The organism is Streptomyces sp. NPDC096193 (assembly GCF_040302905.1).
In the GTDB taxonomy this organism is placed as follows: Bacteria; Actinomycetota; Actinomycetes; order Streptomycetales; family Streptomycetaceae; genus Streptomyces.
Map to the genome: position 1 here is coordinate 83,511 of NZ_JBEOSJ010000015.1, position 24,808 is coordinate 108,318.

Annotated in this window: 19 protein-coding genes; 7 read left to right on the forward strand and 12 right to left on the reverse strand. The window is 71.4% G+C overall.

All coding sequences use genetic code 11. The features are described 5' to 3' along the window. Positions 1 to 43 precede the first annotated feature (43 nt). The 4 genes from ABTX78_RS22025 to ABTX78_RS22040 all read left to right on the forward strand — a co-directional run bounded on the left by ABTX78_RS22025 (position 44) and on the right by ABTX78_RS22040 (position 9,884). Complete coding sequence (locus ABTX78_RS22025; protein ID WP_352208481.1) at positions 44 to 3,232, forward strand: non-ribosomal peptide synthetase; 3,189 nt, start codon at positions 44 to 46, stop codon at positions 3,230 to 3,232. Beyond that, a complete protein-coding gene (locus ABTX78_RS22030) occupies positions 3,232 to 5,148 on the forward strand; it encodes a non-ribosomal peptide synthetase (protein ID WP_352208482.1) in 1,917 nt (638 codons plus the stop codon). Before ABTX78_RS22025 ends, ABTX78_RS22030 begins: the two co-directional genes overlap by 1 nt. A gap of 67 nt (positions 5,149 to 5,215) precedes the next feature. After that, positions 5,216 to 7,030, forward strand: a complete 1,815-nt coding sequence (locus ABTX78_RS22035) for an amino acid adenylation domain-containing protein (RefSeq protein WP_352208483.1) — start codon at positions 5,216 to 5,218, stop codon at positions 7,028 to 7,030. Next, positions 7,020 to 9,884 carry a condensation domain-containing protein gene (locus tag ABTX78_RS22040; protein WP_352208484.1) on the forward strand — a complete coding sequence of 955 codons (2,865 nt, stop codon included), beginning with the start codon at positions 7,020 to 7,022 and terminating at the stop codon, positions 9,882 to 9,884. The genes ABTX78_RS22035 and ABTX78_RS22040 overlap by 11 nt, the downstream gene beginning before the upstream one ends. Positions 9,885 to 10,320: 436 nt before the next feature. Here the strand turns inward: ABTX78_RS22040 and ABTX78_RS22045 are convergent, their stop codons facing one another. The 6 genes from ABTX78_RS22045 to ABTX78_RS22070 all read right to left on the reverse strand — a co-directional run bounded on the left by ABTX78_RS22045 (position 10,321) and on the right by ABTX78_RS22070 (position 16,544). Then, a complete protein-coding gene (locus ABTX78_RS22045) occupies positions 10,321 to 11,331 on the reverse strand; it encodes an ABC transporter substrate-binding protein (RefSeq protein WP_352208485.1) in 1,011 nt (336 codons plus the stop codon). Continuing rightward, positions 11,324 to 12,121, reverse strand: a complete 798-nt coding sequence (locus ABTX78_RS22050; protein WP_352208486.1) for an ABC transporter ATP-binding protein — start codon at positions 12,119 to 12,121, stop codon at positions 11,324 to 11,326. The genes ABTX78_RS22045 and ABTX78_RS22050 overlap by 8 nt, the downstream gene beginning before the upstream one ends. Before the next feature lies 1 nt (position 12,122). Beyond that, positions 12,123 to 13,142: a FecCD family ABC transporter permease gene (locus tag ABTX78_RS22055; RefSeq protein ID WP_352208577.1), complete on the reverse strand. Its 1,020-nt coding sequence runs from the start codon at positions 13,140 to 13,142 to the stop codon at positions 12,123 to 12,125. Between the two features lie 214 nt (positions 13,143 to 13,356). Further along, on the reverse strand, positions 13,357 to 14,628 hold the full coding sequence (locus ABTX78_RS22060) for an MFS transporter (RefSeq protein ID WP_352208487.1): 1,272 nt from the start codon (positions 14,626 to 14,628) through the stop codon (positions 13,357 to 13,359). Continuing rightward, positions 14,625 to 15,470: a Rossmann-like domain-containing protein gene (locus tag ABTX78_RS22065; protein ID WP_352208488.1), complete on the reverse strand. Its 846-nt coding sequence runs from the start codon at positions 15,468 to 15,470 to the stop codon at positions 14,625 to 14,627. The genes ABTX78_RS22060 and ABTX78_RS22065 overlap by 4 nt, the downstream gene beginning before the upstream one ends. A gap of 69 nt (positions 15,471 to 15,539) precedes the next feature. Continuing rightward, the gene (locus ABTX78_RS22070) at positions 15,540 to 16,544 is read right to left on the reverse strand and encodes a pyridoxal-phosphate dependent enzyme (RefSeq protein WP_352208489.1); all 1,005 of its coding nucleotides are present in this window, start codon (positions 16,542 to 16,544) and stop codon (positions 15,540 to 15,542) included. Between the two features lie 311 nt (positions 16,545 to 16,855). On the opposite strand from ABTX78_RS22070, the gene ABTX78_RS22075 reads away from it, so the two are divergent. From ABTX78_RS22075 to glpK, 3 genes are all read left to right on the forward strand, one after another. Beyond that, a complete protein-coding gene (locus ABTX78_RS22075; protein WP_502993931.1) occupies positions 16,856 to 17,779 on the forward strand; it encodes a GHMP family kinase ATP-binding protein in 924 nt (307 codons plus the stop codon). Between the two features lie 253 nt (positions 17,780 to 18,032). Further along, a complete protein-coding gene (locus ABTX78_RS22080; protein WP_352208491.1) occupies positions 18,033 to 18,878 on the forward strand; it encodes an MIP/aquaporin family protein in 846 nt (281 codons plus the stop codon). A gap of 66 nt (positions 18,879 to 18,944) precedes the next feature. Then, positions 18,945 to 20,462 carry a glycerol kinase GlpK gene (glpK, locus tag ABTX78_RS22085; RefSeq protein ID WP_352208492.1) on the forward strand — a complete coding sequence of 506 codons (1,518 nt, stop codon included), beginning with the start codon at positions 18,945 to 18,947 and terminating at the stop codon, positions 20,460 to 20,462. Between the two features lie 52 nt (positions 20,463 to 20,514). Here glpK and ABTX78_RS22090 read toward each other — a convergent pair whose 3' ends face one another. The 6 genes from ABTX78_RS22090 to ABTX78_RS22115 form a co-directional block, all read right to left on the reverse strand. Continuing rightward, positions 20,515 to 20,961 carry a nitroreductase family deazaflavin-dependent oxidoreductase gene (locus ABTX78_RS22090; RefSeq protein WP_352208493.1) on the reverse strand — a complete coding sequence of 149 codons (447 nt, stop codon included), beginning with the start codon at positions 20,959 to 20,961 and terminating at the stop codon, positions 20,515 to 20,517. 121 nt (positions 20,962 to 21,082) lie between these two features. Continuing rightward, entirely contained in the window at positions 21,083 to 21,877 is a 795-nt protein-coding gene (locus ABTX78_RS22095; protein WP_352208494.1) for an SDR family NAD(P)-dependent oxidoreductase, read from the reverse strand. A gap of 119 nt (positions 21,878 to 21,996) precedes the next feature. Continuing rightward, the gene (locus ABTX78_RS22100) at positions 21,997 to 22,410 is read right to left on the reverse strand and encodes a hypothetical protein (RefSeq protein ID WP_352208495.1); all 414 of its coding nucleotides are present in this window, start codon (positions 22,408 to 22,410) and stop codon (positions 21,997 to 21,999) included. A 153-nt stretch (positions 22,411 to 22,563) separates the two neighbouring features. Continuing rightward, positions 22,564 to 22,740, reverse strand: a complete 177-nt coding sequence (locus ABTX78_RS22105) for a hypothetical protein (protein ID WP_313942684.1) — start codon at positions 22,738 to 22,740, stop codon at positions 22,564 to 22,566. A gap of 67 nt (positions 22,741 to 22,807) precedes the next feature. Continuing rightward, positions 22,808 to 23,497, reverse strand: coding sequence for a YoaK family protein (locus tag ABTX78_RS22110; protein ID WP_352208496.1), 690 nt, complete (start codon positions 23,495 to 23,497; stop codon positions 22,808 to 22,810). Between the two features lie 18 nt (positions 23,498 to 23,515). Continuing rightward, positions 23,516 to 24,712 carry an MFS transporter gene (locus ABTX78_RS22115; protein ID WP_352208578.1) on the reverse strand — a complete coding sequence of 399 codons (1,197 nt, stop codon included), beginning with the start codon at positions 24,710 to 24,712 and terminating at the stop codon, positions 23,516 to 23,518. Positions 24,713 to 24,808 lie beyond the last annotated feature (96 nt).

Consider the following 24,808-nt stretch of genomic DNA (forward strand, 5'->3'; position numbering starts at 1 on the left):
CCCGCATCCGTATCACCCGACCCGACAACCTCAGGGATCGCCCATGCTTCCCCTCTCCTCCTCCCAGGAGATCGTCTGGCTGCACGAACAAGTGCAGCCCGGCAGCCGCGCCTACAACTTCACCGCCTCACTCGACCTGTGGGGAACCCTGGACACCGACGCACTGCGCCACGGCCTCGCCGCGGCCCTCGAACGTCACCCCGGGCTCCGTCTGGAACTCGTCGCCGTGCCCGGCGCGATGCCCGGCCAGCAGGTGGCCGACAGCTGCGCGCCGCGTCTGCACACCGTGGATCTGACCGGTGAGGCCGACCCCGAGGCCGCGTTCCTCGAGTTGCTGCGCACCGAGGCCGAGACCCCGCTCGACACCTTCGAGGCTCCGCTGCTGCGCTGGACGCTGGTCCGCCTCGCCGACGACCAGCACCGGCTCATCCATGTCGAGCACCATCTGATCCACGACGGTCACTCGTTCGCGATCCTGCTGGCCGACGTGTTCACGGTCTACCGTGCCCGCGTCCTCGGTGAGCCCGTCGTCCTGCCTCCCGCGTCGTCGTACGCGGACCATGTACGGGCCCGGACCGACGACGCCCTGACCGCGGAGCGGCAGCAGAGCCTCGCCTTCTGGGCCGACGAACTGCGCGACGCCTCCCACGACATGCCGCTGCCGGGCCTCGCTCGTCCCGGCGCACGGCGCAGGCACCACGGCGGACAGCTGAGGCAGTCGATCGGCGCCGACCTCGCCCAGCGGCTGCGCGGGCACGCCCGCGAGCGGGGACTCACCCCGTTCTCCACCCTGCTCGGCCTCTTCGCGGAGCTTCTGCGCCGCCACAGCGGCCGCTCCCAGATGGTCGTCGGCACCGCGGTGGGCAACCGCCCCCGCGGATACGAGGACGCCGTGGGCATGTTCGTCAACACGATCCCGCTGCGGCTCCGCCTGGACCCGCGGGCTCCGGCCGAGGACACCATGGACGAGGTGACCGACACCCTGATCCGTGCTCTGCCGCATCAGGATGTGCCCGTCCAGGAGCTGACCCGTGCGCTCGGGATGCACACCTCCGGCGCCGACAACCCGCTGTTCAGCGTGATGTTCAGCGCGCACGACGCCTCTCTGCCCGAGATCGACGTACCGGGTCTGGACATCACCCTGTTCGAAGGGTTCAACACCGGCACCACCCGTTTCGACCTCGATGTGGTGCTGCTCCCCGACGACCGGCGCGGCGTCAGCCTCCGCCACGGCGCGCCCGGTATGACCCTGGTCTGGGACTACGACGCGGACCTGTTCGGCGAGGAGGTCGCCACGCTGCTAGCGGACCGCTTCCTGGACCTGCTGCGCGCCTACCTCGACGCCCCCGCCACGGTCCTCGCCGACCTCGCTCTGCCCGCAACTTCCGTGGAAGAGGCAGCAGTTGCGGACGTGAACGACGCGGACCCGCTCGACCCGGCGGCCGCTCACGACGCCTCGCTGCCCGCCCTGCTGATCGGCGCGCGCCGGCTCACCTACGGCGACCTCGATGAGCGGGTCTCCTCCCTCGCCCGGCGTATGCGCGCCGCCGGGGTGACTGCCGGACAGCCGGTCGCCGCCGTCCTGCCGCGCGGCGCCGCGTCCGTCGTGGCGCTGCTGGCCTGTCTGCGGACCGGAGCCGTGTACTGCCCGCTCTCGCCGTCCGACCCGGCGTCGCGGCTCGAGCTGTTGCTCGACCGGCTGGGACCCGCCCTGGTCCTCACGACCGCCGATGGGGGAAGCTCCCTGCCGGCGCACCTTCCCAGCGCGGACATCGACGCGGACTCGTTCCCCGCCGCGCGCCCGGCCGAGGTGGTCCCGGGAGCGGCGTACATCATCCACACCTCCGGCTCGACCGGCATACCCAAGCCCGTCGCCGTGGGCCGGGCGGCCCTGGAGAACCATCTGATGGGCGCCGCACGGCGGTTCGGCCTGACGGTCGGGGACCGGGCGCTGCTGTTCGCGCAGCCGTCGTTCGATGTCGCGCTGGAGGAAGTGCTGCCGTCGCTGTACGCGGGCGCGTGCCTCGTCGTACCGGACCGCGAGGTGCCGACCGGCACCGAGCTCGCCGAACTGCTCGCCGCCGCGCGCGTCACCGTGGCCAACCTGCCGACCAGCTACTTCCTCGCCGTGCGGGAGGAGTTGCGGCCCGTGCTGCGCGAGCGACGCTGGTCGCCGCGACTGCTGGTCCTCGGCGGCGAGCGCATCCCGGCGGACGCGCTGGACGGCTTCCTGGCCGACACCGATGCCACCGTGCTCAACGTCTACGGAGTCACCGAGGCCGCGATCAGCTCGACGGTGCACGAGATCACCCGCGACGGGCTGGTGAAGGGCGCGGAGGTGCCTCTCGGCACCGAGCTGCCCGGCGAGCGGATCCATGTCCTGGACTCGGCTCTGCGGCCCCTGCCGTCCGGTGCGGTCGGTGAACTGGCCATCGCCGGCGCCGGTCTGGCCGAAGGCTATGTCGGCAAACCGGACGCCACCGCCGCCCGCTTCGTCCACGTCGACGCACTGGGCGGCGAGCGGGTCTACCTCACCGGCGACCTCGGTTACCGGGACCGCGACGGTCTGCTGCACTTCCTCGGCCGGCGCGACCACCAGATCAAGCTGCGCGGCTACCGCATCGAACTGGAGGAGGTGGAGGCTGCAGCGTCGGCCGTACTCGGCGGCCGCTCCTGCGCCGTCGTCCTGGACCGGTCGGCCTCCGGCGGACCGCGGCTGGTCGGCTTCGTGGAGAGCCTCGACCCGCACGAACCGTGGGACGAGCAGGCCCTGCACGTCGAACTCGGCCGGCGTCTGCCCGCCGCGCTCGTCCCGGGCCGCTGGGCGCGACTGGACGCGATGCCCACGCTCGCGGGCGGGAAGCCCCATCGTACGGAACTGACCCGTCTGGCAGCCGGGTTGGAGCAGGTCGCACCGGCAGAGGAGATCACGGAGCCGGCCATGAGCCCGGCGGCGTTCACCGATCCGACGCTCGCGCTGCTCGCGGAGGGCTGGCGCGAGGTGCTCGGCCACGACCGCTTCCGCGAGTCCACCCACTTCTTCCGGGCCGGAGGTCACTCGCTGCTGGCCGCCCAGCTCGCGGCCTGGCTGGAGCCGCGGATCGGCACACGGCCGCCGATGCGACTGCTCTTCCAGAACCCCGTACTCGCCGACCAGGCCCGAGCCCTCGAGCCGCTCGTCCCGACGGCCGTACCCGTCCCCGCCGCCGCGACCGCACCGAAGGAGTCCTGATGACCGACATGCTGACCGACACCGCCACGGCCTCGCCGCTGACGAACGCCCCCGCGGCGGCACCGAGCGTCATGCACGGGCGCCCCCTGCCCGCCTCCGCCGCGACCGGGGTGTTCTCCCGGTACGAGGAGTGGGTGCGCCGCAGCCCCGAGGCACCCGCGGTGGTCGACGGGACGCGCACCTGGAGCTATCGGGAACTGGACGCGGCGGCCGACGAGACCGTTCGCGCACTGGCCGGGCGCGTGCGCGCCGGCGATCTGGTCGGTGTCTGCCTCGACCGCTCCGCCGGACTGGTCGTCACGGCGATCGCTCTGGCGCGGATGGGCGCTGTCTATCTTCCGCTGGGACCGCGTCCGGGCGAGCGCCGGATCCAGGCGGTCACCGAGGACGTCGAGGTCGCCTGTCTGATCGGCGATCCCGCACTGCTGCCGGAACGCCACCGGGCGGACGAGCGGATCACTCTGCCGCTGCCCGATGAGGGAACGAACGCCGCACCGACCACGGTCGCGGCGTTCGCCCCGCCCGCCGCGGGAGCGCGGCCCGCCCTGCCGGAGTCCTTCTACGCCGTGCTGACCTCCGGATCGACCGGCCGGCCGAAGGCGGTCGCCGTCGCCGAGCCCGCACTGTCCGCTCTGCTGGACTGGTATCGCGCCGAGACGGAACTCGCTCCCGGGGACCGTCAGTCCCTGCTGATCGGCGCCGCCTTCGACCCGCATGTCATGGAGCTGTGGGCGGGACTGACATCCGGCGCCGCCCTGGTGCCCGCGCCCGACGCGGTCCGCTGGGATCCCGCCGAGCTCACGTCGTGGTGGCGCGACGCCGCCGTGACGGTGTCCGTCGCGGCGACGCCGATGGCCGAGCCGGTGCTGAACCGGCCCTGGCCGCAGGACCTGCCGCTGCGCCACCTCGTCGTCGGCGGCGACCGGATGCGCCGGCGCCCGGGCGCGGACGTCACGGCGACCGTGCACAACGCGTACGGCCCTGCCGAGGCCACCGTGGTCACCACCACGCACGCCATGCGCTCCGACGACGACGTGCGGGACGAGGCCCCGCCGTCGATCGGCACCCCGATCCCCGGCGCCACGGTCCTCGTCACCGATGAAGAGGGCCGCATCGCGCCTCGCGGCACGGCGGGCGAGCTGTGCATCGGCGGTGACTGCCTCGCGCTCGGCTATCTGGACCCCGAGCTGACGGCCCGCCGGTTCACCGCACCGCCCGCGGGGATCGACCCGGAGCGCACACGGCGCGTGTACCGCACCGGGGACCGGGTGCGCATGCTCGACGACGGGACGCTGGAGTTCCTGGGCCGTCTCGACGACCAGGTGAAGATCAGCGGCGTGCGGATCGAGCCCGCCGAGGTGGAGGCCGCGCTGGAGCAGGACCCGGCGGTACGCAGGGCGGTCGTCACCGCGCCCCGTTCCGCCGACGGGACCGCCCGCCTGGTGGCCTTCGTCGTCGCCACCGCCGCCGCCCCTGCCCCGGACGCGCTCCTGAGCGCGGTGCGTGCCTGGCTGCCCGAACAGGCCGTGCCCTCGTCCGTGCGCATCGTGGACGCCTTCCCCCTCGACGCCAACGGCAAGGTCGACCGGGCCGCGCTGCTGTGTACGGCGTCCGAGCCCGCCGGACACGTCGCCGACGACGGCTCGGACGACGGCGGTTCGGACGACGGCGCGACGGACAGCGAGCGTCTCGTCCTGCGTCTGGTGCGCGATCTCCTGGACTCCCCCGGGGCCGGTCTCGGCGACGACTTCGCCGCGGCCGGCGGCACCTCCCTCGTGGCGTCCCGGCTGCTGGCCGCGATCGAGAAGGAGACCGGCGTCCGTCTGCGCGCACCGGAACTGCTGCGTCAGCCGGACCTGCGAGCGGTGGCCGCGGTGCTGGACAAGCGCCGCGCCGCCACGACGGCGGTGGTCTGAGATGTCGACCGTCCTCACTCACGCCCGCACCCACGCCCACGGCCCGAACTCCCCGGAGGAACACCTCGTGTCCGCCGACTCCGTGTCCGCCGCTTCCGCCGCGGGCCTGCCCGCGCTCGTGGCGCGGCACGCCGAGGAGACCCCGCACGCCCTGGCCGTGATGGACGGCGACACCACGCTGACGTATGCGCAGTTGGTCACCTCGGCGCGCTGTCTGGCGGCCCATCTGCGCGCGCACGACGTGAGACCCGGTGACCGGGTGGGCCTACTCGTGCCGCGCTCCGCCAGAACCGTGGTCGCCCAACTCGCCCTGTGGTGGGCCGGCGCGGCCTGTGTGCCGCTCGATCCGGCCCACCCCCGCCCCCGTACGGACGCCATGCTCGCGGATGCCGGGGTGACCTTGACCGTCGGCGACAGCAAGCTGCTCGAAGCGCTCGACACGGCCGGTCCCACCCTTGCCCTGCCCGACGAACCGCTGCTGACGGGCGAGGAGTCGGCCCTCGCCTCTCACGCCCCGCACGCGGCGGCGCTCGTCCTGTTCACCTCCGGATCCACCGGACTGCCCAAGGGCGTCACCGTCACCCACGGCGGTATCGCGGGTCTGGTCACCGCCCCTGCGTATGTGACCGTCACGGCACGCGACCGGGTGCTGTTCCACTCCCCCGCCACCTTCGACGCCTCGACGTTCGAGGTGTGGTCGGCGCTGGCCAACGGCGCGGCGGTCGTGGTGTGCACCGTCGAGCGGCCCTCCTTCGAGGACCTGGCGCAGCAGGTGGAACGGCACGGTGTGAGCGTGGCGTTCTTCACCACGGCGCTGTTCCACCAGCTGGCAGCGCGGCGTTCGCGCCTGTTCTCGCAACTCCGTACGGTCGTGGTGGGCGGCGAGGCGATGTCCTCCCAGCACGCCCGCGCGGTGCTGCGCGCCTTCCCCTGGCTGGAGTTGGTCAACGGCTACGGCCCGACCGAGACCACGACGTTCGCCACGGCCCACCGGGTGACGGACGCGGACTGCGACGGCCCGGTGCCCATCGGCCGCCCGATCGCGGGTGCGGTCACCCATGTCCTGGACGCGGACGGGCAGCCGGTCGCAGCCGGCGAGCACGGCGAACTGTGGATCGGCGGCAGCCGGTTGGCGAGCGGATACGCCGGGCGCCCGGAGCTGACGGCGGAGCGGTTCGTGGACCATGCGTCCCTGGGACGGCTCTACCGCACCGGCGACGTGGTCTCGGCCCGTCCGGACGGACTGCTGGACTTCCACGGCCGCGCCGACGACCAGGTCAAGGTCCGCGGATTCCGTATCGAGCCCGGCGAGATCGAGCACATCCTGCGTGCACAGCCGGAGGTGGACGACGCCTCGGTGACCGTGCGCCGACCGGCCGAGGACGACGCACGCCTGGCCGCCTTCGTCGTCGCCGCGCCCGGCCCGGTGCCCGGTGCCGAGACGCTGAGGACCCGCCTCGCCGAGCGGCTGCCCGCCCATCTGGTCCCCGACGAACTGAGCTTCGTGGAGCGGCTGCCGCTGACCGTCTCCGGCAAGGTGGACCGCCGCGCCCTCACCGCTCTGCACAGCGCTCCCGCCGACGGCGGCACGATCGAGCCGCTGAGCCCGTTGCAGCAGGCGGTCGCCGAGGTGTGGAGCCGCAGCCTCGGCTGCGAGGTGAACCGGCCGGACGCCGACTTCCTCGCCCTCGGCGGGCACTCGCTGCTGGCTCTCGTCGTCACCGACGATCTGCGCGAGGAGCTCGGGGTGAAGCTGTCCCTGCCCGACTTCTTCGCCGCGCCCACGGTGGCCGGACACGCAGCGCTGGTGGAACGCGCGCTGCTGGCCGACCACAGCGACCTCCACCCCGACACGTCCGAGGACGACACCCATGGCCACTGACATGACGCCGAGTTCCGCCGCGCTCCAGGAGGAGCTGCTGCGCCGGGCACGTGCCCGCGCCGGCAGCCGCCCGGCCGCTCCCGCGCCCTCCGCGGTCCGCGAGCCGTCACCCGCGCCGCTCTCGCACGCCCAGCGGCGTATGTGGCTGATGGACCGTCTCGGCCAGGGCGGTTCGCTGTACAGCGTGCCGTTCGCCACCCGGCTGCGCGGTCCGCTCGACGTCGACGCGCTGGCCGTAGCGCTCACCGGGCTCGTCCGCCGTCACCACATCCTGCGCACCCGTTACGGGCAGCAGGGCGACGAGGCCTACCAGGAGGTGCTCGCCGCGCCCGACGCGATGGAGGTCGTCGTGGTGGAGAGCGACGGCGACGGCCTCCCTGTCCTCACCGAGGAAGCCCGCCGTCCGTTCGACCTGTCCGCCGGTCCGCTGCCACGCGCCCTCGTGGTACGGCACGGCCCGCAGGACCACACCGTGATGCTGACGTTCCATCACATCTCCATCGACGGCGGTTCGCTGGAGACCGTCGCCGACGAGCTGTCCCAGCTGTACGCCGAGGCAGTGGACAAACGCCCGCACACACGGCCCGACCCGCCGCAGTACGCGGACTTCACCCGCCGGGAACACGTGGCGGCCGAGCGTCTCGGCGAGGGCCTGGACCACTGGGTGCGCCGCCTCGCGGGAGCGACACCCGTACGGCTGCCCCGGCCCGCGCACGTCCCTGGCGGGCGGGCCGCCGTCGCCCGGACCACGGCCCTGGACGCCCACGTCCTGCCGGCGCTGCGCGAGATCGGCCGACAGCACCGGGCGACCCTGTTCACCGTCGCCCTCGCCGCCTCGTTCGCGGCACTGCACCGGCTGACCGGCGAGGACGACCTGGTCATCGGCTGCGCCGGCACCCACCGCGAAGGCGCGGCCATGCGGAACCTCGTCGGACTGTGCGTCAACACGCTTCCGATCCGGGTGAGCCTCTCCGGCGACCCGGACTTCGGGACGCTCGTCGCGCGCGTACGGGACGCGCTGCTGGAGGCACAGCAGCACCGGGACGTGCCGTTCGACCTGATCCTGGAGCGGCTCGGTGCCGGCGCGCGGGGCGCCGACGGTACGGCACTGGTACGGGTGTCCGCCGACGTCCTGCGGGAGCCCACCGCGCTCCGGCTGCCCGGGACGGTCGCCGAGCCGGTCGACATCGGGCTCGGCGAGGCGAAGTTCGACCTGTCGTTCGGGCTCGTGGACTCCGACTCCCCGGCCTGCATCGTCCAGTTCGGACAGTCGGCGCTGGATCCCGCCGCGGGAGAGCGGCTGGCGGACGACTTCCGCGCCCTGCTGTCGGCGGTCGCGGCCGAACCGGGTCTGACGCTCACGCGGCTCGGCGGTGGTCCGCGCACGATCGTGGCAGACGACTGTCATCCGGCCGAGGCCCATCTGCGCGCGGACGCCCGGATCGCCGACGCCGCCGTACCCCTACCGGCCGCCGGCCCGCTGATCGCCTACGCGGTGCTCAGGGAAACCGGTGGCCCCTCCCCCGCGCAACTGCGCTCACACCTCCGTGCGGCCCTGCCGCGGGAGAGTGTTCCTGCCGTGGTGACACTGCTGGACGCGATGCCGCGGACCGCGGACGGCTCGCTGGACACGGCGCGCCTGCCCGGCGCGGCCGCGGCACCCGTGCCGCAGGGGCCCCGTGCGCACGCGGTGACTGCGGCCTTCGCCGAACTCCTGGGCCGCGTTCCGGCGCCGGACGACGACTTCTTCGTCCTCGGTGGGCACTCGCTGGTCGCCGTGCAACTGGCCGAGCGGCTGCGTACCGGGCTCAGGCTGCCGGTGACCGGGCTCGATGTGATGCAGTGCCGGACGCCGCGAGCGCTGGCCGCGCTGCTGGACGAGCGGGAGAGCGAGCGGGCGGCCGTCGTCGCCACCGCCGCGCCGGCGGCCGGCAGGCGTCGGGTCCGGGAGGGCACGGTGCTGGTGACGGGCGGTACCGGCGGTGTCGGCGCCTTCGTCCTGCGTGAACTGGCCGCGCGGGGACGGCCCGTGCTCGCCCTGGCCCGGCCCGAGTCCGCGCACCTGGTCGCCGGCGAGGGTGTCGAGGTCGTCGAGGGCGATCTGACCGACCTGGAGGGCCTGCGCGCCGCGGTGGAGAGCGCCGATGCGGTGATCCACGCCGCGTGCACCTTCACCCGTCCCGAGGTGGACGTGGCCGCGATGGAGGCGATGGTCGAGGCCTGGAGCCGCGGACCGTTCGTGTTCGTCAGCAGCGTGGACGCCTACGGGCAGCCCGCGGACCGGCAGGTGGCCGAGGACGCGGCCTCGCAGCAACCGCTGAGCGCGTACGGCCAGGCGAAAGTCGACTGCGAACAGCTGCTGTTGCGCGCCGCCGGCACCGAGGGCCGCGGCGGCGCGAGCGTGGTCCGCTCGCCGATCGTGTGGGGCCCGCACGACCGCCTGCGTGACCAACTGCGCTGGGGAGCCACCGGAATGCTCTACCAGGCGGCACTCGCCGGAGACCCGATCCAGGTGCCCGGCCCCGGCGCCGGGGGCCACGACTGGTACGGCGCGCCCTGGGTCCACGCGTCCGCGCTGGCCCGCGCGGTGACCGAGTGCCTGGACACACCGGTCCACGGCACGGCGAACGCGGTGAGCGGCCACGTCGGGTGGGCGGACCTGGCGGCCGAGCTGAGCCGGCGACTCGGGGGCGACAGCGAGATCAGCCTCGTCGACCGGGTGCATCCGGACCTCGACCACCGCTGGCACTACCGGTCCGACCGACTGGCCGCCTCCCTGGCCGAACGCCCGGGCGAGGACTGGCAGTCGGTGCTCGCCGCGATGATCGAGGGTCCTGGCCGGGAGCGGGCGTGACGGTGGGGTGAGGACCGGGGCGCCTGCCGGGGGGCAGGCGCCCCATCATCGAAGCGGTCGCCGACGCCTCCCGGTCCACGGGTCGCCGACGCTTCACTGGCCGCGCACCACCGCAGCCACGGACGCCCTGCCCTGAGCGGCGCGGGCCTTCGGGCCACCTCCACGGTGACAGGGGCGGGCTTCGTCGCACGGTCGTTGCGGCCATGGCTGACGGTGTCCCACCGGTGACACGAGGGAGCGGCCGTTTCCGTACGGGGATCGGGGACGCGACGCTGCCCGTCGTCGCAGCGGCCTACGTGGCACGGGTGTGCGTCCTGCTCGACGCCGGGACACACACGGTCCACGTGGTCTCCGATGGGCGCGGCCTCGGCGGCTGCCGGGCGCTCGTCGATCGCCCGTGCGGCGCGTCGCCGACGCAGCCCCCTTGCGACGCCCGTCAACTACGGAGTGTCCCCATGTACTTGGAGAACTTCTCCAGGCCGTCGATGTTCCTCGGTCCACTGATGCCCTCGTTGTAGTCGAGGATGAAGAAGTTGTTCTTCTTGACCGCGGGCAGTTCCCTCGTGTGCGGGGACTTCTTCAGAAAGTCGATCTTCTTCTGGGCGGGCAGGTCGCCGTAGTCGAGGATCATGATGACCTCGGGTTCGGCCTCGGCGACCGCCTCCCAGTTCACCTGGGTCCAGCGTTGGTCGAGTCCGTCGAAGATGTTCCTGGCGCCCGCGGTCCTGATGATGTCGTTGGGCGGGACCTGGTTGCCCGCGGTGAAGGGCTGATCGGTGCCCGAGTCGTAGAGGAAGACCGGCACCGGGTCACCCTGGGGCGCCTGTGCCGCGACCGCCTCGACGCGGCGCTTCAGGCCGGCGACGACCTTGTCCGCCCTGTCCTCGACCCGGAAGATCCGGCCCAGTCGGTCGAGGTCGGTGTAGAGGCCCTCGAACGGGGTGACCTTCTCGGGGTATTTGGGATAGTTGAAGCAGCTCTCGGTGTGCATGAAGCTCTGGATCCCGAGCTTGTCCAGGATCTCCGGGGTGATGCCCCGCTCGTCCTTGAAGCCGGAGTTCCAGCCCGCCACGACGAAGTCGGACTTGGCCTCCACCACCAGTTCCTTGTTGAGGAGGTCGTCGCTGAGCATCTTCACCTTGGCGTACTCGGACGCCCAGGGGGACTCGCTCACCGGCGGGTTCGCCGGCGGCATTACATAGCCGTGCACATGCTCGGTCAGGCCGAGGCTGAACAGCTTGTCGGCGCTGCCGCCCTCGTAGGCGACAGCGCGCTTCGGGATCGTGTACGCGACCGGCTCACCGCAGCGCTTCACGGTGGCCTTCTCGGACGCCTGGGTGTCCGTCCCGACCTCGGCGCCGCAGCCGCTGAGCAGCAGGACGGCGGCGAGCGCGGATCCGAGGGCGGTGCCGCGGGACGCCGCGCCGGACGATCGATTCTTACGCATCACGTGGATGTGCCTTTCGCAAGGATGGGTTGAGCGAATACAGCAGTTGGGGAGCGCCCGTGAGCGGGTGGGGGACGACGCTGGCCTCGACACCGAACACCTCGTCGACGAGTTCCGGGGTCAGCACATGGGCGGGCGAGCCCGCTGTCACCAGCCGTCCTTCGGAGAGGACGCCGAGGTGATCGCAGGCCGCCGCGGCCAGGTTGAGGTCGTGCAGGACGATGAGGACGGTGAGTCCTGAGCCGCGCAGGAGCGAGAGCAGCTCGACCTGATGGCGTACGTCGAGGTGGTTGGTCGGCTCGTCCAGTACGAGGATCTTCGGTTCCTGGACGAGGGCACGGGCCAGCAGGACACGCTGACGCTCCCCGCCCGACAGCGTGAGGACCCCGCGCCCGGCGAGATGCCGGATGTCGAGCCGGTCCATCGCCGCCTCGCACAGCTCCCGTTCCCGTCGGCCGAGTGCCTGATTGCCCTGGAGGTGGGGCGTGCGCCCCAGGGCGACGAGTTCCTCGACCGTGAAGTCGAGGTCGACGTCGCCGTCCTGGGTCATGGCGGCGACGGTCTGGGCGCTGCGGCGCATCGCGAGACGGGAGAGATCGTCCCCGCCCACCCACACCGTGCCCGAACTGGGGCGAAGCGCCCGGTACACACAGCGCAGTGCGGTGGACTTGCCGCTCCCGTTCGGGCCGACGAGGCCCACGACCCGGCCGCTGTCCACCCGGAGCGAGAGGTCGCGCACCAGGCTCCTGCCGTCGGTCACCACCGAGAGCCCGTCCAGTGTCAGATCCATCTCAGCGGCCCCCGAACACATAGCTCTTGCGACGCATCAGCACGATGAACACCGGCACCCCGACCAGTGCGGTGATGACGCCCAGCGGCAGCTCACGGGGTGCCACGAGCGTCCGCGACACCAGGTCGACCCACACCATGAAGATCGCCCCCGCCAGGGGGGCGACCGCCAGGACGCGGGCGTGGGAGGCCCCGACGACCATGCGCACCACATGCGGCATGACCAGTCCGACGAAGGCGATGGCGCCGCTGACGGCGACCATCACACCCGTCATGAGTGAGACGATCACGAGCAGGCCCTTGCGATGCCGGTCGGGGCTGATCCCGAGGCTCGCGGCCGTCTCGTCCCCGAGGGCGAGGACGTCCAGCGCCCGGCCGTACCGGTGGAGCACGACCAGGCCGGGCAGGACAGCGACGCAGACGACTGGCAGCGAGCCCCAGCTGGCGGCGCCGAAACTGCCCATCGTCCAGTGGAGGATCATGCTGGTCGCCTCACTGTCCGGGGCGGCGTAGATGATCACGCTCATCACCGCCTGGAAGCCGAGCGACATGGCCACTCCGGTCAGGACCAGGCGCAGCGGCGAGAGCGTGCCCCGGCTGGAGGCGGCGGCATGGACCAGGACCGCCGCGGCCAGGGCACCGATGAAGGCTCCGGCGGACACCGCGTAGATGCCGAGCGCCGCCAGGCCGCCGGTGACCGTGACGCCGACGGCGCCGACGGACGCCCCCGAGGAGACGCCGAGGACGAAGGGGTCGGCGAGGGCGTTGCGCACCAGGGCCTGGATGGCGACGCCGACCGCACTCAGCCCCGCGCCCACGAGGGCCGCGGTCAGCACCCGTGGCGTACGGATCTGCCAGATGATCTGATACGTCGTCACCTCGTCCGCCCCGATGTGTCCGCCGCTGAGAGCCGCCCACAGATAACGGGCGGTCTCCCCCGGTGTGATCACCGCGGATCCCACACCGATGGCCACGACGACGGACAGGAGGAGGACGGCGAACAGGACGAGGCAGGCCGCCAACAGGCCCTGGGGCGAGGCGAGCCGGCCCTTGAGCCCCGCCGCGGGCGCGGAGGGTGGGACGTCTGCCGACCCCGTTTCGCCGGCGTCGACCGGCGGTGAGGAGATCGCGGGCGGAGGCATGGAGCCGGCCTTCACTTTCGGTAGGAGGAGATGGTCGGGAGAAGGGCCGCGGTCTGTGGCGGCCGGCGGTCGGTACGAGCCGGGGGCTCGTCGGCTACGCGGAGTCGGCCGCCCCCTGCTCCCGTTCGTGGGCGCCCTGGCGGGACACCACGACGGCCGCGCCGAGCGCCGCGACGACGAGCGCGCCGAAGGCCGCGGCGACACCGGGGTAGCCCGCCAGGCCGAGGCCGGCGCCGCCCAGGGCCGCGCCGACGAAGACTCCGAGGCTCTGGCCCGCGGCGTTGACGCTCAGGGCCGATCCGCGCAGCGAGCCGCAGCGCCGTACCAGGAGGCTTACGGCGCAGGCGGCCACGACGGCATGGCTCGCCGCGTGCAGAGATGTCAACACGAGTGCGAGCGGCAGCCAGTGGGTGAAGTAGAAGCCGACGACCGACACCAGCGCACCGACAAGGCCGATGGCCAGCAGGCGTTCGGTACTGATCCGGGGTTCGGCGGAGTTCGTGATCCGCCCGGTGAGGAGGTTGCTCACGAAGTACGACGCGCCGCTCAGCGTCCAGACGAAGGCGAAGAGACCGGGGTCCAGCCGGAAGCGGTCGTCGTAGAAGGCCGCCAGATAGGCGAGGTAGCCCATGAACACAGCGGTGCGGAACAGGGAGATGAGCAGGAGGGGCACCGCTCCGCGAACCGCGCCGAGTGCCTTGAACGAGGCAAGGTAGCTCAGGCGTTGCTCGTTCCCGCCCTCCTCGGCCTTCCTCGTATCGGACCGCACGAAGAAGACGACGGCGAGCAGAACCGAGGCCGCGGTCACGGCGAGGAGGTCTCCCTGCCAGCCCCACAGGAGAGCGGGCAGGGCCACGACCGGCGCTGCGAGCATGGCGGTCATCGACTGCACCGCCGTGACCAGGGTCGCCGCCCGGCCGGCCGCCTTGCCCGTACCGAAGCGGTCGGCGGCCGCCGCGGTGAGGGCCGGGTTCAGTACGGACGTACTCGCGCCGACGAGCAGACAGAACACGGCCAGCAGCACGAAGTCCCCGCTCGCGCCGAGCGCCGACGAGACGCCGAGAGCGACGAGTCCGCCCGCGGCCGCCCACTCCTTGCGCACCCGGTCGATGAAGGGCGCGAGCGCGGTGCCCACCAACAGTGCGGCCAGGCCTCCGAGTCCGCGCAGTCCGCCCATCGCGGCGACGCTGCTCCCCGCCTCGTCGGCGATCGGCACCAGGTAGGTGCTGAAGATGGTGAACGGCAGCAGGCCGACGGCCGAGGCGAGCAAAACGGGCCACAGTGCGCGGGCCATCATCACATCGCCCGGCAGCGGCTCCTCCTCCGTCTCGCGGTCCGTCGCGGACTTCTTGGCGCCGGTGGTCACGAGCCGTCCCCATCCGTGACCACCGGCTTGTCGGCGCGGTAGCGGTACATGGGCGTCGGATCGGCGCTGAACTGCGAGAAGGGGAAGGGTTCGGCATTCAGGGCGGTGACTCCGCCGGACAGGAACGCACGCGCCACGGCACTGCCCGTCTGCGCGTAGACGACCAGGGGAACGCCCTGCTCGCGGCAGTGCTCGAGGATCAGGTCGAACGTGCCGTTGCTCAGGGTCATACCGGTGGCCACGACGGCGTCGGCTTCGGCCAGCACCTCGGTCATGTCGTCGCCGACCCGGTCGCCCCACTGGGTGGTGCGCAGATTGAGGTCGCAGGGGAGGCAGACACCTCCGCGGTCGCGTATCGCCGCGACGAGCGGATTGACCACCCCGATGAGGGCCACCTTCGCGCCCGGTTCGATGTCGAGGAGGCCGGCGATGGAGGCGTCGCGGGCCCGCGCACGGATCTCCGGCGTCCCGGCCGGCAGGGTGACCGGTTCGGCTTCGGCCGCGTCGCGGTGCGGCCGCACGTGGGAGAGGTAGGCGTCGAGGGCGGCGACGCGGACCGGGGCCGACTCGTGGTGCAGCAGCTTGTCGAGGGTGTGGCCGGAGGCGTTCTCGCAAAAGTCGGGGGCGAGTTCCCCGGCTTCGAAGGAGCAGGCGCCGAAGGTGTGCCCGACCCGGAGCACGAGGTAGTGGTTGTGGTAGGTGACCTCGCCCCCGGCGAGCCGGGTGGTGTGGTAGAGCCAGAAGGCGCTGGTGACGGCCAGATTCCTGGGGTCGGGACCGTGGGCGCCCGACAGTACGGCGTCGGTCAGTTCCGCGACCGTCTGCGGCATGGGGTGTGACATCTCGGGTTCTCTCGTCGGGTTGTACGTGCTGTTGTGCGGGGAGTTCGGCGCAGTAGCGAGTCGGCGTGCTCAACTCCCCTGCGACAGGCGGAGGTCGGACCAGGACGTCGTCGACCAGGGGTGGCTGAGCTCGTCGAGTGAGGTGATCTCGTGCGGCTTGAGGGTGTCGAGGTCCGGGGCTTCGGCGTGCCTGGCGTAGGCGCTCTCCACGTAGCGGTGGCCCGTGTCGGCCGCGATGAAGACATAGGTGCGGGAAGCGTCCCTGCTGCGTTCCCAGCGAGTGGTGAGGTACGCGGCACCGGCGGAGAGACCGGCGAAGATGCCGCTGCTCCGCAGGAGTTCGACCGCACCGGAAAGCGCGCAGTCGAAGTTGACCCAGTGGATCCTGTCGTAGAGCTCGTGCCGGACGTTCTGGAACGGGATGGCACTGCCGATCCCCGCAATGATCATGTCCGGGTCCGACACGTGCTCCGCCCCGAACGTGACGCTGCCGAAGGGCTGCACACCGACGAGCGACACGTCCCGGCCGGCCTCGCGCAGATACGTGGCGATCGCGCCGGTCGAGGCTCCCGAACCCACACCGCCCACCAGGGCCAGGGGGCCCTCGGGGACCTCCCGGGCGATCGTGTCGGCCACGTCGCGGTACCCGAGGTAGTGGATGGAGTCGTGGTACTGCCGCATCCAGTGGTACGAGGGGTTCGCCTCCAGGATCTCGGCGATGCGCCGCACCCGGAGTTCCTGGTCGAGACGCAGGTTCGTGGACGGCCGCACCTGTTCCAGCGTGACGCCGAGGATCTCCAACTGCGTGCGGAGGGTGCGGTCCACCGTCGTGGATCCCACGATGTGGCACTTCATTCCGTAGCGGTGACAGGCCAGCGCCAGCGCCTGTGCGTAGATGCCGCTGGAGCTGTCGACGAGCGTGTCACCGGGTTCGACGGCACCCGACTCCAGGAGATGGCGGACCGCCCCCAGGGCCGAGTAGATCTTCATCGTCTCGAACCGCAGACAGATCACGTCCGGCCGCAGCGAGATGAGATCGGGTTTCTTGATCGCTTCAGCTATGTGTGTGTGCATGCCCGTCTTCCTGTCAGCCGCCCCTGTGCCGGAGCCGCTTGAGGAGGTAGGTCTGAACGGTGTCGGTGTCCCCGGCGCCTGGTGACGACAGGATCGAGCCGAGAGCATCACACTGATTGAAAATGATTGTCAAGACAGATTGCAGCTACTGGACCCGAACTTGCCCCACGGCACTGGGCTCAGATAGAAACGATTATCACATTCATCTGAGGCGCCACCAGGAGAGGAGTCCCGTGAAGCCGACCCAGGAGGCCGGGGCACGACGATGCCCGCCACGCGCGCAACCGCCGGGAGAGGCGACGGGCAGCGGAGTGGGGACCGCCTTCGGGACCTTCGGCGAGCTGCTCCAAGGTGTGCTGCCGGAGAAGGACGGGGACTTCCTCGTCACGCTGCCCGTCGCGCGCTGGACGAGGGCGACCTTCCGCCCGGATCCGCACATGAGCGAGGTGGTGGTCCGGCCCGCCCGTAAGCGGAAGGCGCTGCGGCTGGCACGCACCATCGTCGAGCAGGCCTCGCGGACCGGCGGAGCGCCGACCGGCGGGGTACTGACCGTCAACAGCGTCATCCCGGAGGGCAAAGGGCTGGCCAGCTCCTCGGCCGACCTGGTGGCGACCGCGCGGGCCGTGGGACAGGCCCTGGGCATCACGATGCCCGCCGCCCGGATCGAGCGGCTCCTGGCGTCCATCGAGCCCACCGACGGCGTCCTCTACCCGGGCATCGTCGCCTTCCACCACCGCAGCGTGCGCCTGCGCGCCGTCCTCGGGTCCCTGCCGGCCATGACCGTGGTGGGGATCGACGAGGGCGGAGCGGTCGACACCGTCGACTTCAACCGCATCCCCAAGCCGTTCACGTCAGCGGACCGGCACGAGTACGCGCGCCTGCTGGACCGGCTCGCCGGCGCCATACGCACCGGCGACCTCGCGGAGGCCGGCCGGGTCGCCACGCGCAGCGCGCTGATGAACCAATCCCTGCGGCACAAAAGGTCGTTGGAGCGCATGCGCGAGATCTGCCGCGAAGTCGGCGGACTGGGCGTCGCCGTAGGGCACAGCGGCACGACGCTGGGAGTTCTGCTGGACGCCACGGACCCCGCATGCCCGCACCGAGCCACTGCCGCGGCGCAGGCATGCACGGAGCTGGCGGGAGGCGTCTCGGTCTACCGGACCCTCAGCTTTCCGAACACGCTCGCCACGGAGCCGAGCCTTCCCCGTCCCCGCGTGAACGCCGTACCCGCGTGAACCTCGCCCTTGCGTGATGACCGCACCTGCGTGAGACCGACACCTGTGCGGCCCGGTAAGACCCTGTGCCCGCTGACCCACCCCCGGCAATGCCCTGAGCTGCACTTTTCCCGCCGGACACCTTTCGCGCGCGCCCGCGCGAGGCGGGACGGCATCCCATCGCGCGCGGATCACCGCCGTCCGTTCTACTCTGATTTTTGGACAATTCGGGCAGTCGACGGCCGGTTCCGTACCGGCGGGAAGTAGGCTCCCAATGGCTGGGCGATTCAAGAGATCAGCACTGGTCGGCGAACTGTCGGCCGAGTTCGCCGGCACGATGATCCTCATCCTCTTCGGCTGCGGCGTCGTGGCCCAAGTCGTCGCGGGTGGAGCACTCACCGATCCCGCGGGCGGCCTCGGCGACCACGACAGCATCGCCTGGGCGTGGGGCCTCGGCGTCACCCTCGGTGTCTACGTCGCGGCAAGATTGAGTGGTGCCCACATCAACCCCGCGGTGACCCTGGCGCTGGCGGTGTTCAAGGGTTTCCCGTGGAGCAAGGTGGCCCCCTACGCCCTGGCGCAGTTGGCAGGCGCCTTCGTGGGGGCCCTGCTGGTGCGCTGGAACTACACCGAGGCACTGGCGAAGGCCGACCCCACCCACACCATCAAGACACAGGGCGTCTTCTCCACCCTGCCGGCCAACGGCAATCCGAACCTGCCGGTCAGCGAATGGGGTGCGCTGCGTGACCAGATCATCGGCACCGCGATCCTCCTGCTGCTGATCCTGGCCATCACGGACCTGCTGAACACGCCCCCGGGCGCCAACCTGGCGCCGTTCATCATCGGCCTGGTCGTCGTCGCGATCGGCATGGCCTGGGGCACCAACGCCGGTTATGCGATCAATCCCGCGCGTGACCTCGGTCCTCGCCTGGCGAGCTTCTTCACCGGGTACGGGGGAGCGTGGCGAGATCAGTACGGGAATCTGTACTTCTGGGTGCCCATCATCGGGCCACTGATCGGCGGCCTCATCGGAGCGTTCCTCTACAAGTTCCTCGTCGGCCGGTTCCTGCCGACGGCCGAGCCGGAACCCCCCGGACGCGTTCCGACCCCGGAAGGCTGACCGAGTCCTCCGCGCACCCTGCGGAGGCACAACCCCGGCCCATCCGACAGGAGAGGCGGCACAGCCATGGCGGACTTCGTCGGCGCGGTGGATCAGGGAACCACCAGCACCCGTTTCATGATCTTCGACCACGCCGGTAACGAAGTGGCGAAGCATCAACTGGAGCACGCCCAGATCCTGCCCCGTTCCGGGTGGGTCGAGCACGACCCCGTGGAGATCTGGGAACGCACCAACTCGGTGATCCAGAACGCCCTCCGGCACGGCAACCTGTCGCCGGCAGACCTGGCGGCGGTCGGTATCACCAACCAGCGGGAGACGACCGTCGTCTGGGACCCGCGCAACGGCCGCCCCTACTACAACGCCATCGTCTGGCAGGACACCCGCACCGACTCCATCGCCGCCGCACTGGAGCGTTCGGGCAAGGGTGACGTCATCCGCCGCAAGGCGGGTCTGCCGCCCGCGACGTACTTCTCCGGCGGCAAGATCCAGTGGATCCTGGAGAACGTCGACGGCGTCCGTGAAGCCGCGGAGCAGGGAAATGCCTTGTTCGGCAATACGGACGCCTGGGTGCTGTGGAACCTCACGGGCGGCCCCGACGGCGGCATCCACGCCACGGACGTGACCAACGCCAGCCGCACCATGCTGATGAACCTGGAGACGCTGGACTGGGACGACGAACTGCTGGGATTCTTCGACATCCCGCGGTCGATGCTGCCGAGCATCAAGCCGTCCTCCAGCGCGGACGCCTACGGCGAGACACGTACCTCCCGGCCGCTGCGCGCCGCCATCCCGATCGCCGGCGTGCTCGGCGACCAGCAGGCGGCGACTGTCGGCCAGGTCTGTTACGCGCCGGGCGAGGCCAAGAACACCTACGGCACCGGCAACTTCCTGGTGCTGAACACGGGTACGGAGCTGGTGCGTTCCGAGCACGGCCTTCTCACCACGGTGGCCTACCAGTTCGGCGACAGTCCTGCGGTCTACGCCCTGGAGGGCTCGATCGCGGTCACCGGTTCCGCGGTCCAGTGGCTGCGCGACCAGATGAAGATCATCAAGACGGCCGCCGAGAGCGAGACACTGGCGCGCACGGTCGAGGACAACGGCGGGATGTACTTCGTCCCCGCCTTCTCCGGTCTGTTCGCCCCGTACTGGCGTTCCGACGCCCGCGGCGCGATCGTCGGCCTCGCCCGGTACAACGACAACGGCCATCTGGCGCGGGCCACGCTCGAAGCCATCTGCTACCAGAGCCGTGACGTGGTGGAGGCCATGGAGCAGGACTCCGGCGTCCACCTCGACGTGCTCAAGGTCGACGGCGGTGTGACCGCCAACGACCTGTGCATGCAGATCCAGGCCGACGTCCTCGGCGTTCCGGTCAGCCGGCCGGTCGTCGCCGAGACCACCGCGCTCGGCGCCGCCTACGCGGCCGGCCTGGCCACGGGATTCTGGCGCGACACCGACGAACTGCGCACCCACTGGCAGGAGTCGAAGCGCTGGGAGCCGCAGTGGTCCGAGGACCAGCGTGCGGAGGGCTACGCGGGCTGGAAAAAGGCCGTGGAGCGCACGCTGGACTGGGCCAAGGTCGAGTAGACCCACCCCCCGGCGGGTGCGCGTGCACCACTGACGGCCCTCGGACGGGCCGTCAGTGGCCCTCGGGCACCCGCTCCAGCACGAAGACGGGGATCTCCCGGTCCGTCTTCTTCTGGTAGTCCGCGTAGTCGGGATAGGCCTCGACCGCGCGGGCCCACCACACGGCCTTCTCCTCGCCGGTCACCTCACGGGCCCTCATGTCCTGGCGCACGGCACCGTCCTGGAGCTCGACCCGGGGGTCGGCGACCACGTTGTGGTACCAGACAGGGTGCTTCGGCGCCCCGCCCAGCGACGCGACCACGGCGTAATCGCCCTCGTGCTCCACCCGCATCAGCGGGGACTTGCGGATCTTGCCGCTCTTGGCACCGCGGGTGGTCAGGATGATGACCGGCATCCCCCGCATCGTCGTGCCCTTGGAGCCGCCGGAGCTCTCGAAGAGCTCCACCTGGTCACGCACCCACTTCTCCGGGCTCGGCTCGTACTCACCCTCAAGAGGCATGGCATCCATCCCGTCGTCGGCAGAGGTCTCGTGGCAGTTGTTCAACACACCGGGCGCCCGGGAGCATCCCGGATGCGGGCGGCGCGGGGCGGCAAGGGGTTCATCAGGGTCAGCCGGATCGTCAGGGGACGATGGAGTCGACGTAACCGCCGTCGACCCTGACGGCCGCGCCGGTGGTCGCCGACGCCTGCGGGGAGCTGAGGTAGACGACCAGATTGGCGATCTCCTCGGGCTCGATCAGCCGCCCCAGCAAGGACTGTGGACGGTGCAGCCGCATGAACTCGCGCTGCGCCTGGTCCCAGGGTCCGTCCTTGCCCACCAGGTCGTACACGAAGTCCTCCACACCCGGAGTGTGGGTGGGCCCCGCGATGACGGAGTTCACCGTGACGCCGGTGCCCGAGGCGTCCTTGGCGAAGCCGCGTGAGACGGCCAGCAGGGCCGTCTTGGACATGCCGTAGTGGATCATCTCGACCGGGACCACGATCGCCGAGTCGCTGGCGATGTTCAGGACACGGCCCCAGCCGCGCTGCTTCATCCCGGGCAGATAGGCACGGATGAGGCGCACGGCGCTGAGGACGTTGGTCTCGAAGTACTCGCGCCACTGGTCGTCGGTGATGTCCAGGGCGTCGGCGGGTCCGAAGATGCCGAGGTTGTTGACGAGGATATCGGCGTCGGGGACGGCCTCGCCCAGCAGCCCGGCTCCCTCCTCCGAGGTCAGGTCGCAGGTCACGGTCGCCACGTCGGCCGCCGGCACCGCCTCGATCAGGCTGCCCGCGGCCTGCCGCAGACGCTCTTCGCCCCGCCCGGTGAGAACCGTTCTCGCACCCGCCCGCGCAAGGCCCGTGGCGATGGCGAGTCCGATGCCCTGGGACGATCCGGTGACGACCGCCGTCCGGCTGCTCAGATCAATGTGCACGCGTCGCACGCTCTCATATCTCCGCAGAGCGGATCGGCTTCGCCACGCGCGGGAATCCGCGCCGGCCTCGTCCCCGCCGCACGGTACGAGACCGACGCGGATCGCCGCGTGCGGAGACGTCAGATACGGCCACCGGTCGCCCGGGTCACGGGGCCGAAACCGCGTCGTGCGCTGCGCCGGCCGACCGCGAAGGCAGCGGCGCCCACCGCGACGGCGCTCGCGCCACCGCCCGCGACGAGCAGGGTGCGGGCCTTCATGAACAGCCAGGCCGTGCCGGCTGCCGCGCCCACCGCCTTCGTCGCCGTACCGGCCGCACTCCCCACCGTCTTGGAGGCCGACTCCAGAGTCGTGGTGACCGACTTCCCGGCGCCGGCGAGTGCCGACGCCGTGGCGTTCCGCGCCTCGTTCGCACCTTCCGACGCGGCGTCCGCGGCGCGGGACGAAGCCTGCTTGGCCCGCCCGCCCGCAGCTCGGGCGGCATTGACGTGTTCGTTCTTCGACGCTGTGGTTACTCGCTTGTTCGATTCAGTCATGGGGCTCGGGTAACCCCGTATCGGCGCCGAAAACCGATGTCCGTCATCCGGCTGTCGTGCCCGGTACACCTTCCTGTGCGCCCCGTCGGCGGGGCGCACAGGAAGGGGGCGGACCGGTGATCCGGTCCGCCCCCTTCCTGACACTGACTCAGGTCAACGTCTGCGGCTGCGCGTCGACCAGCTGCTTCCTATCCCGGCCACCTGAAGACCCAGCAGCATCAGGCCGATGAGCATGATGTTGGTGGCGGTGAACGTGTCGTTCGTCGAGATCTCCGCCGCGTTGATGAGGAACGCGATGAAGAACAGCACAGCTGCTGCGATGCCAAGCATGGAGGTTCTCCCCTCGAATCGGTGAGGACCGTGTGCCCCGCGCGGCGGAAAAGAGACCTGTTTCCCGTCAGGTGCGCCGCGCCGGTGAGACGACGAAGGAAAGGACCAGCGCGGCCGCCACCAGAGCCGCCGGCAATCCGGCGGCCGCGGGCCGGGCCTGAGTGAGCATGAGCCCGCCCAGCGCCGCGCCGGCCATCAGGACGACGACGAGGGCGGCGTTGTCCCACCGGAGCCGGCCGGTGGTCATGAGGCTCGTCAGCGCACCCGTCAGAGCGCCGGTGAGGTAGGTCGTCGACAGTCCAGGGGCCCCGGCGGCGCGCACGGCCCCGCCCTGCACGCCCATCGCCGCGGACATGACGGTGAGCAGAGCGAGCCTCCCGCCGCTGTGCGGGGCGCCGCCCCACAGGGCCCAGGCGAGGGTCGCACCGCACAGGAGCACGGTCTCCACGAGCAGCGCGCAGCGGGCACCGGTCCACCGTTTCCCGGTGCGGCGCACGGTGATGCGGCTCCCGAGGAGCACGCCGCAGACGTAGCCCGCGATCGCCAGCAGCGAGTGGCCGGCCAGCGGGAGCTCCCAGCTTCCGACGGAGAGTCCGAGGAGGGCCAGGTTCGCCGTCATGACGCTGGTGAAGACGCCCCCGAGGGCGAGGAAGCTGATGGCGTCGACCGCGCCGGTCGCCAGGGTCAGGAGCAGCACCGGGGCCGAGGCGAACGGATGGTGCGGCTGGCTGAGCCACGGGTCCGTGTCGTGTGACATCCGACGGCTCCCGGCTCGTCAGCCGCTTGCGCGGTCCGCCGGACGGCGGAGCAGATAGACGCCGGCGGATCCGGCGAGCAGCACCATGCAGCAGATGAAGACCAGTCCGGCGTCCTCCAGGCCGAGTGGTTCGGCGAGGACGCCGATGCCGATGACGGGAATCGAGATGCCCGTGTAGGCGACCACGAACAGAGAGGAGATGACACCTGCCCGGTGCTCGCGGGGAGCCGCGCCCGCCACCGAGGCGACGGCGCCTCGGAGCGCGAGCCCCTGGCCCGCTCCCCCGACCAGCGCGCTGAGGACCACGAGCACCAGCAGGTCCCAGACCAGGGCGCCGGCCAGCAGGGCCAGTCCGGCGATGAGCGTGAAACAGCCGGCCGGCAGGGCCCGGGCCACACCCAGCCGGGGCACCAGCAACTGCCCGACGGTGGAGGCGAAGAAGGCCAGGAAGACGATGAACCCGACGACCGCGTGGTTCTCCACGCCGAGGCTCTGTGCCAGGAACGCGGGGCTGACGGAGGTGAACACGCCGAGCAGGGAGAAGCCGACGAAAGCGGCGAGGCCGGCCGGTACGAACAGGGCGCGCACCTGGGGCGGCAGGCTGGGCCACCGCGGGCGGACGACACGCAATGGCTTCGGCTCACGCACCGTCTCGGGGAGGAACCAGAGCACCACGAACGAGACCGCGACCAGGGCGAGATGGACGACGAAGGTGAGCTTCAGGGGCCAGGGCGCGTACTCGGCGAGCAGTCCCGCCAGCAGGGGACCGCAGCCCAGACCGCCCATGTTGGCCGCGGTCGAGGCGAACGCGGCTCTGCCTTCCTTGCCCGGCGGTGCGCATTCCATGACGAACGCGGTCGCGGCACCGGTGAACAAGCCGGCGGAGAGCCCCGACAGGAGCCGGCCGAGGAAGAGCAGGGGCAGTCCGCTCTCGCCCAGGAAGCACGCCGCGCTGAGGGCGGCGAGGACGAGGCCGGCCAGCAGGACCGGTCGGCGGCCGACGGTGTCGGAGATGTTGCCCGCGACCAGGAGGACTCCGATGACGCCGAAGGCGTAGACGGCGAAGACGACCGTCACGATCAGCTCGGAGAACCCGATCTCCTCCTGGTAGAGGCCGTAGAGCGGGGTGGGGAGTGTGGTTCCCGCCATGCACACCGCGAAGATCCCCGCGGCCCGGAGGTAGCCGCCGCGGCGCAGGTCCGGCTGCGTGTTCATGCGATCACTCACAGGGTGAACGGTAGGGGGCGAAGGGCGGCCGGGCATGTCCGGGGCGGCCGTGCGGCGGTTCTGTCAGGCGGAGCGGGTGCGACG

Coding starts and splice junctions, on each gene's coding strand:
- ABTX78_RS22025 (WP_352208481.1), top strand. CDS start 44: ATGCTTCCCCTCTCCTCCTCCCAGGAGATCGTCTGGCTGCACGAACAA.
- ABTX78_RS22030 (WP_352208482.1), top strand. CDS start 3,232: ATGACCGACATGCTGACCGACACCGCCACGGCCTCGCCGCTGACGAAC.
- ABTX78_RS22040 (WP_352208484.1), top strand. CDS start 7,020: ATGGCCACTGACATGACGCCGAGTTCCGCCGCGCTCCAGGAGGAGCTG.
- ABTX78_RS22045 (WP_352208485.1), bottom strand. CDS start 11,331: ATGCGTAAGAATCGATCGTCCGGCGCGGCGTCCCGCGGCACCGCCCTC.
- ABTX78_RS22050 (WP_352208486.1), bottom strand. CDS start 12,121: ATGGATCTGACACTGGACGGGCTCTCGGTGGTGACCGACGGCAGGAGC.
- ABTX78_RS22065 (WP_352208488.1), bottom strand. CDS start 15,470: ATGTCACACCCCATGCCGCAGACGGTCGCGGAACTGACCGACGCCGTA.
- ABTX78_RS22070 (WP_352208489.1), bottom strand. CDS start 16,544: ATGCACACACACATAGCTGAAGCGATCAAGAAACCCGATCTCATCTCG.
- ABTX78_RS22080 (WP_352208491.1), top strand. CDS start 18,033: ATGGCTGGGCGATTCAAGAGATCAGCACTGGTCGGCGAACTGTCGGCC.
- glpK (WP_352208492.1), top strand. CDS start 18,945: ATGGCGGACTTCGTCGGCGCGGTGGATCAGGGAACCACCAGCACCCGT.
- ABTX78_RS22090 (WP_352208493.1), bottom strand. CDS start 20,961: ATGCCTCTTGAGGGTGAGTACGAGCCGAGCCCGGAGAAGTGGGTGCGT.
- ABTX78_RS22100 (WP_352208495.1), bottom strand. CDS start 22,410: ATGACTGAATCGAACAAGCGAGTAACCACAGCGTCGAAGAACGAACAC.
- ABTX78_RS22105 (WP_313942684.1), bottom strand. CDS start 22,740: ATGCTTGGCATCGCAGCAGCTGTGCTGTTCTTCATCGCGTTCCTCATC.
- ABTX78_RS22110 (WP_352208496.1), bottom strand. CDS start 23,497: ATGTCACACGACACGGACCCGTGGCTCAGCCAGCCGCACCATCCGTTC.
- ABTX78_RS22115 (WP_352208578.1), bottom strand. CDS start 24,712: ATGAACACGCAGCCGGACCTGCGCCGCGGCGGCTACCTCCGGGCCGCG.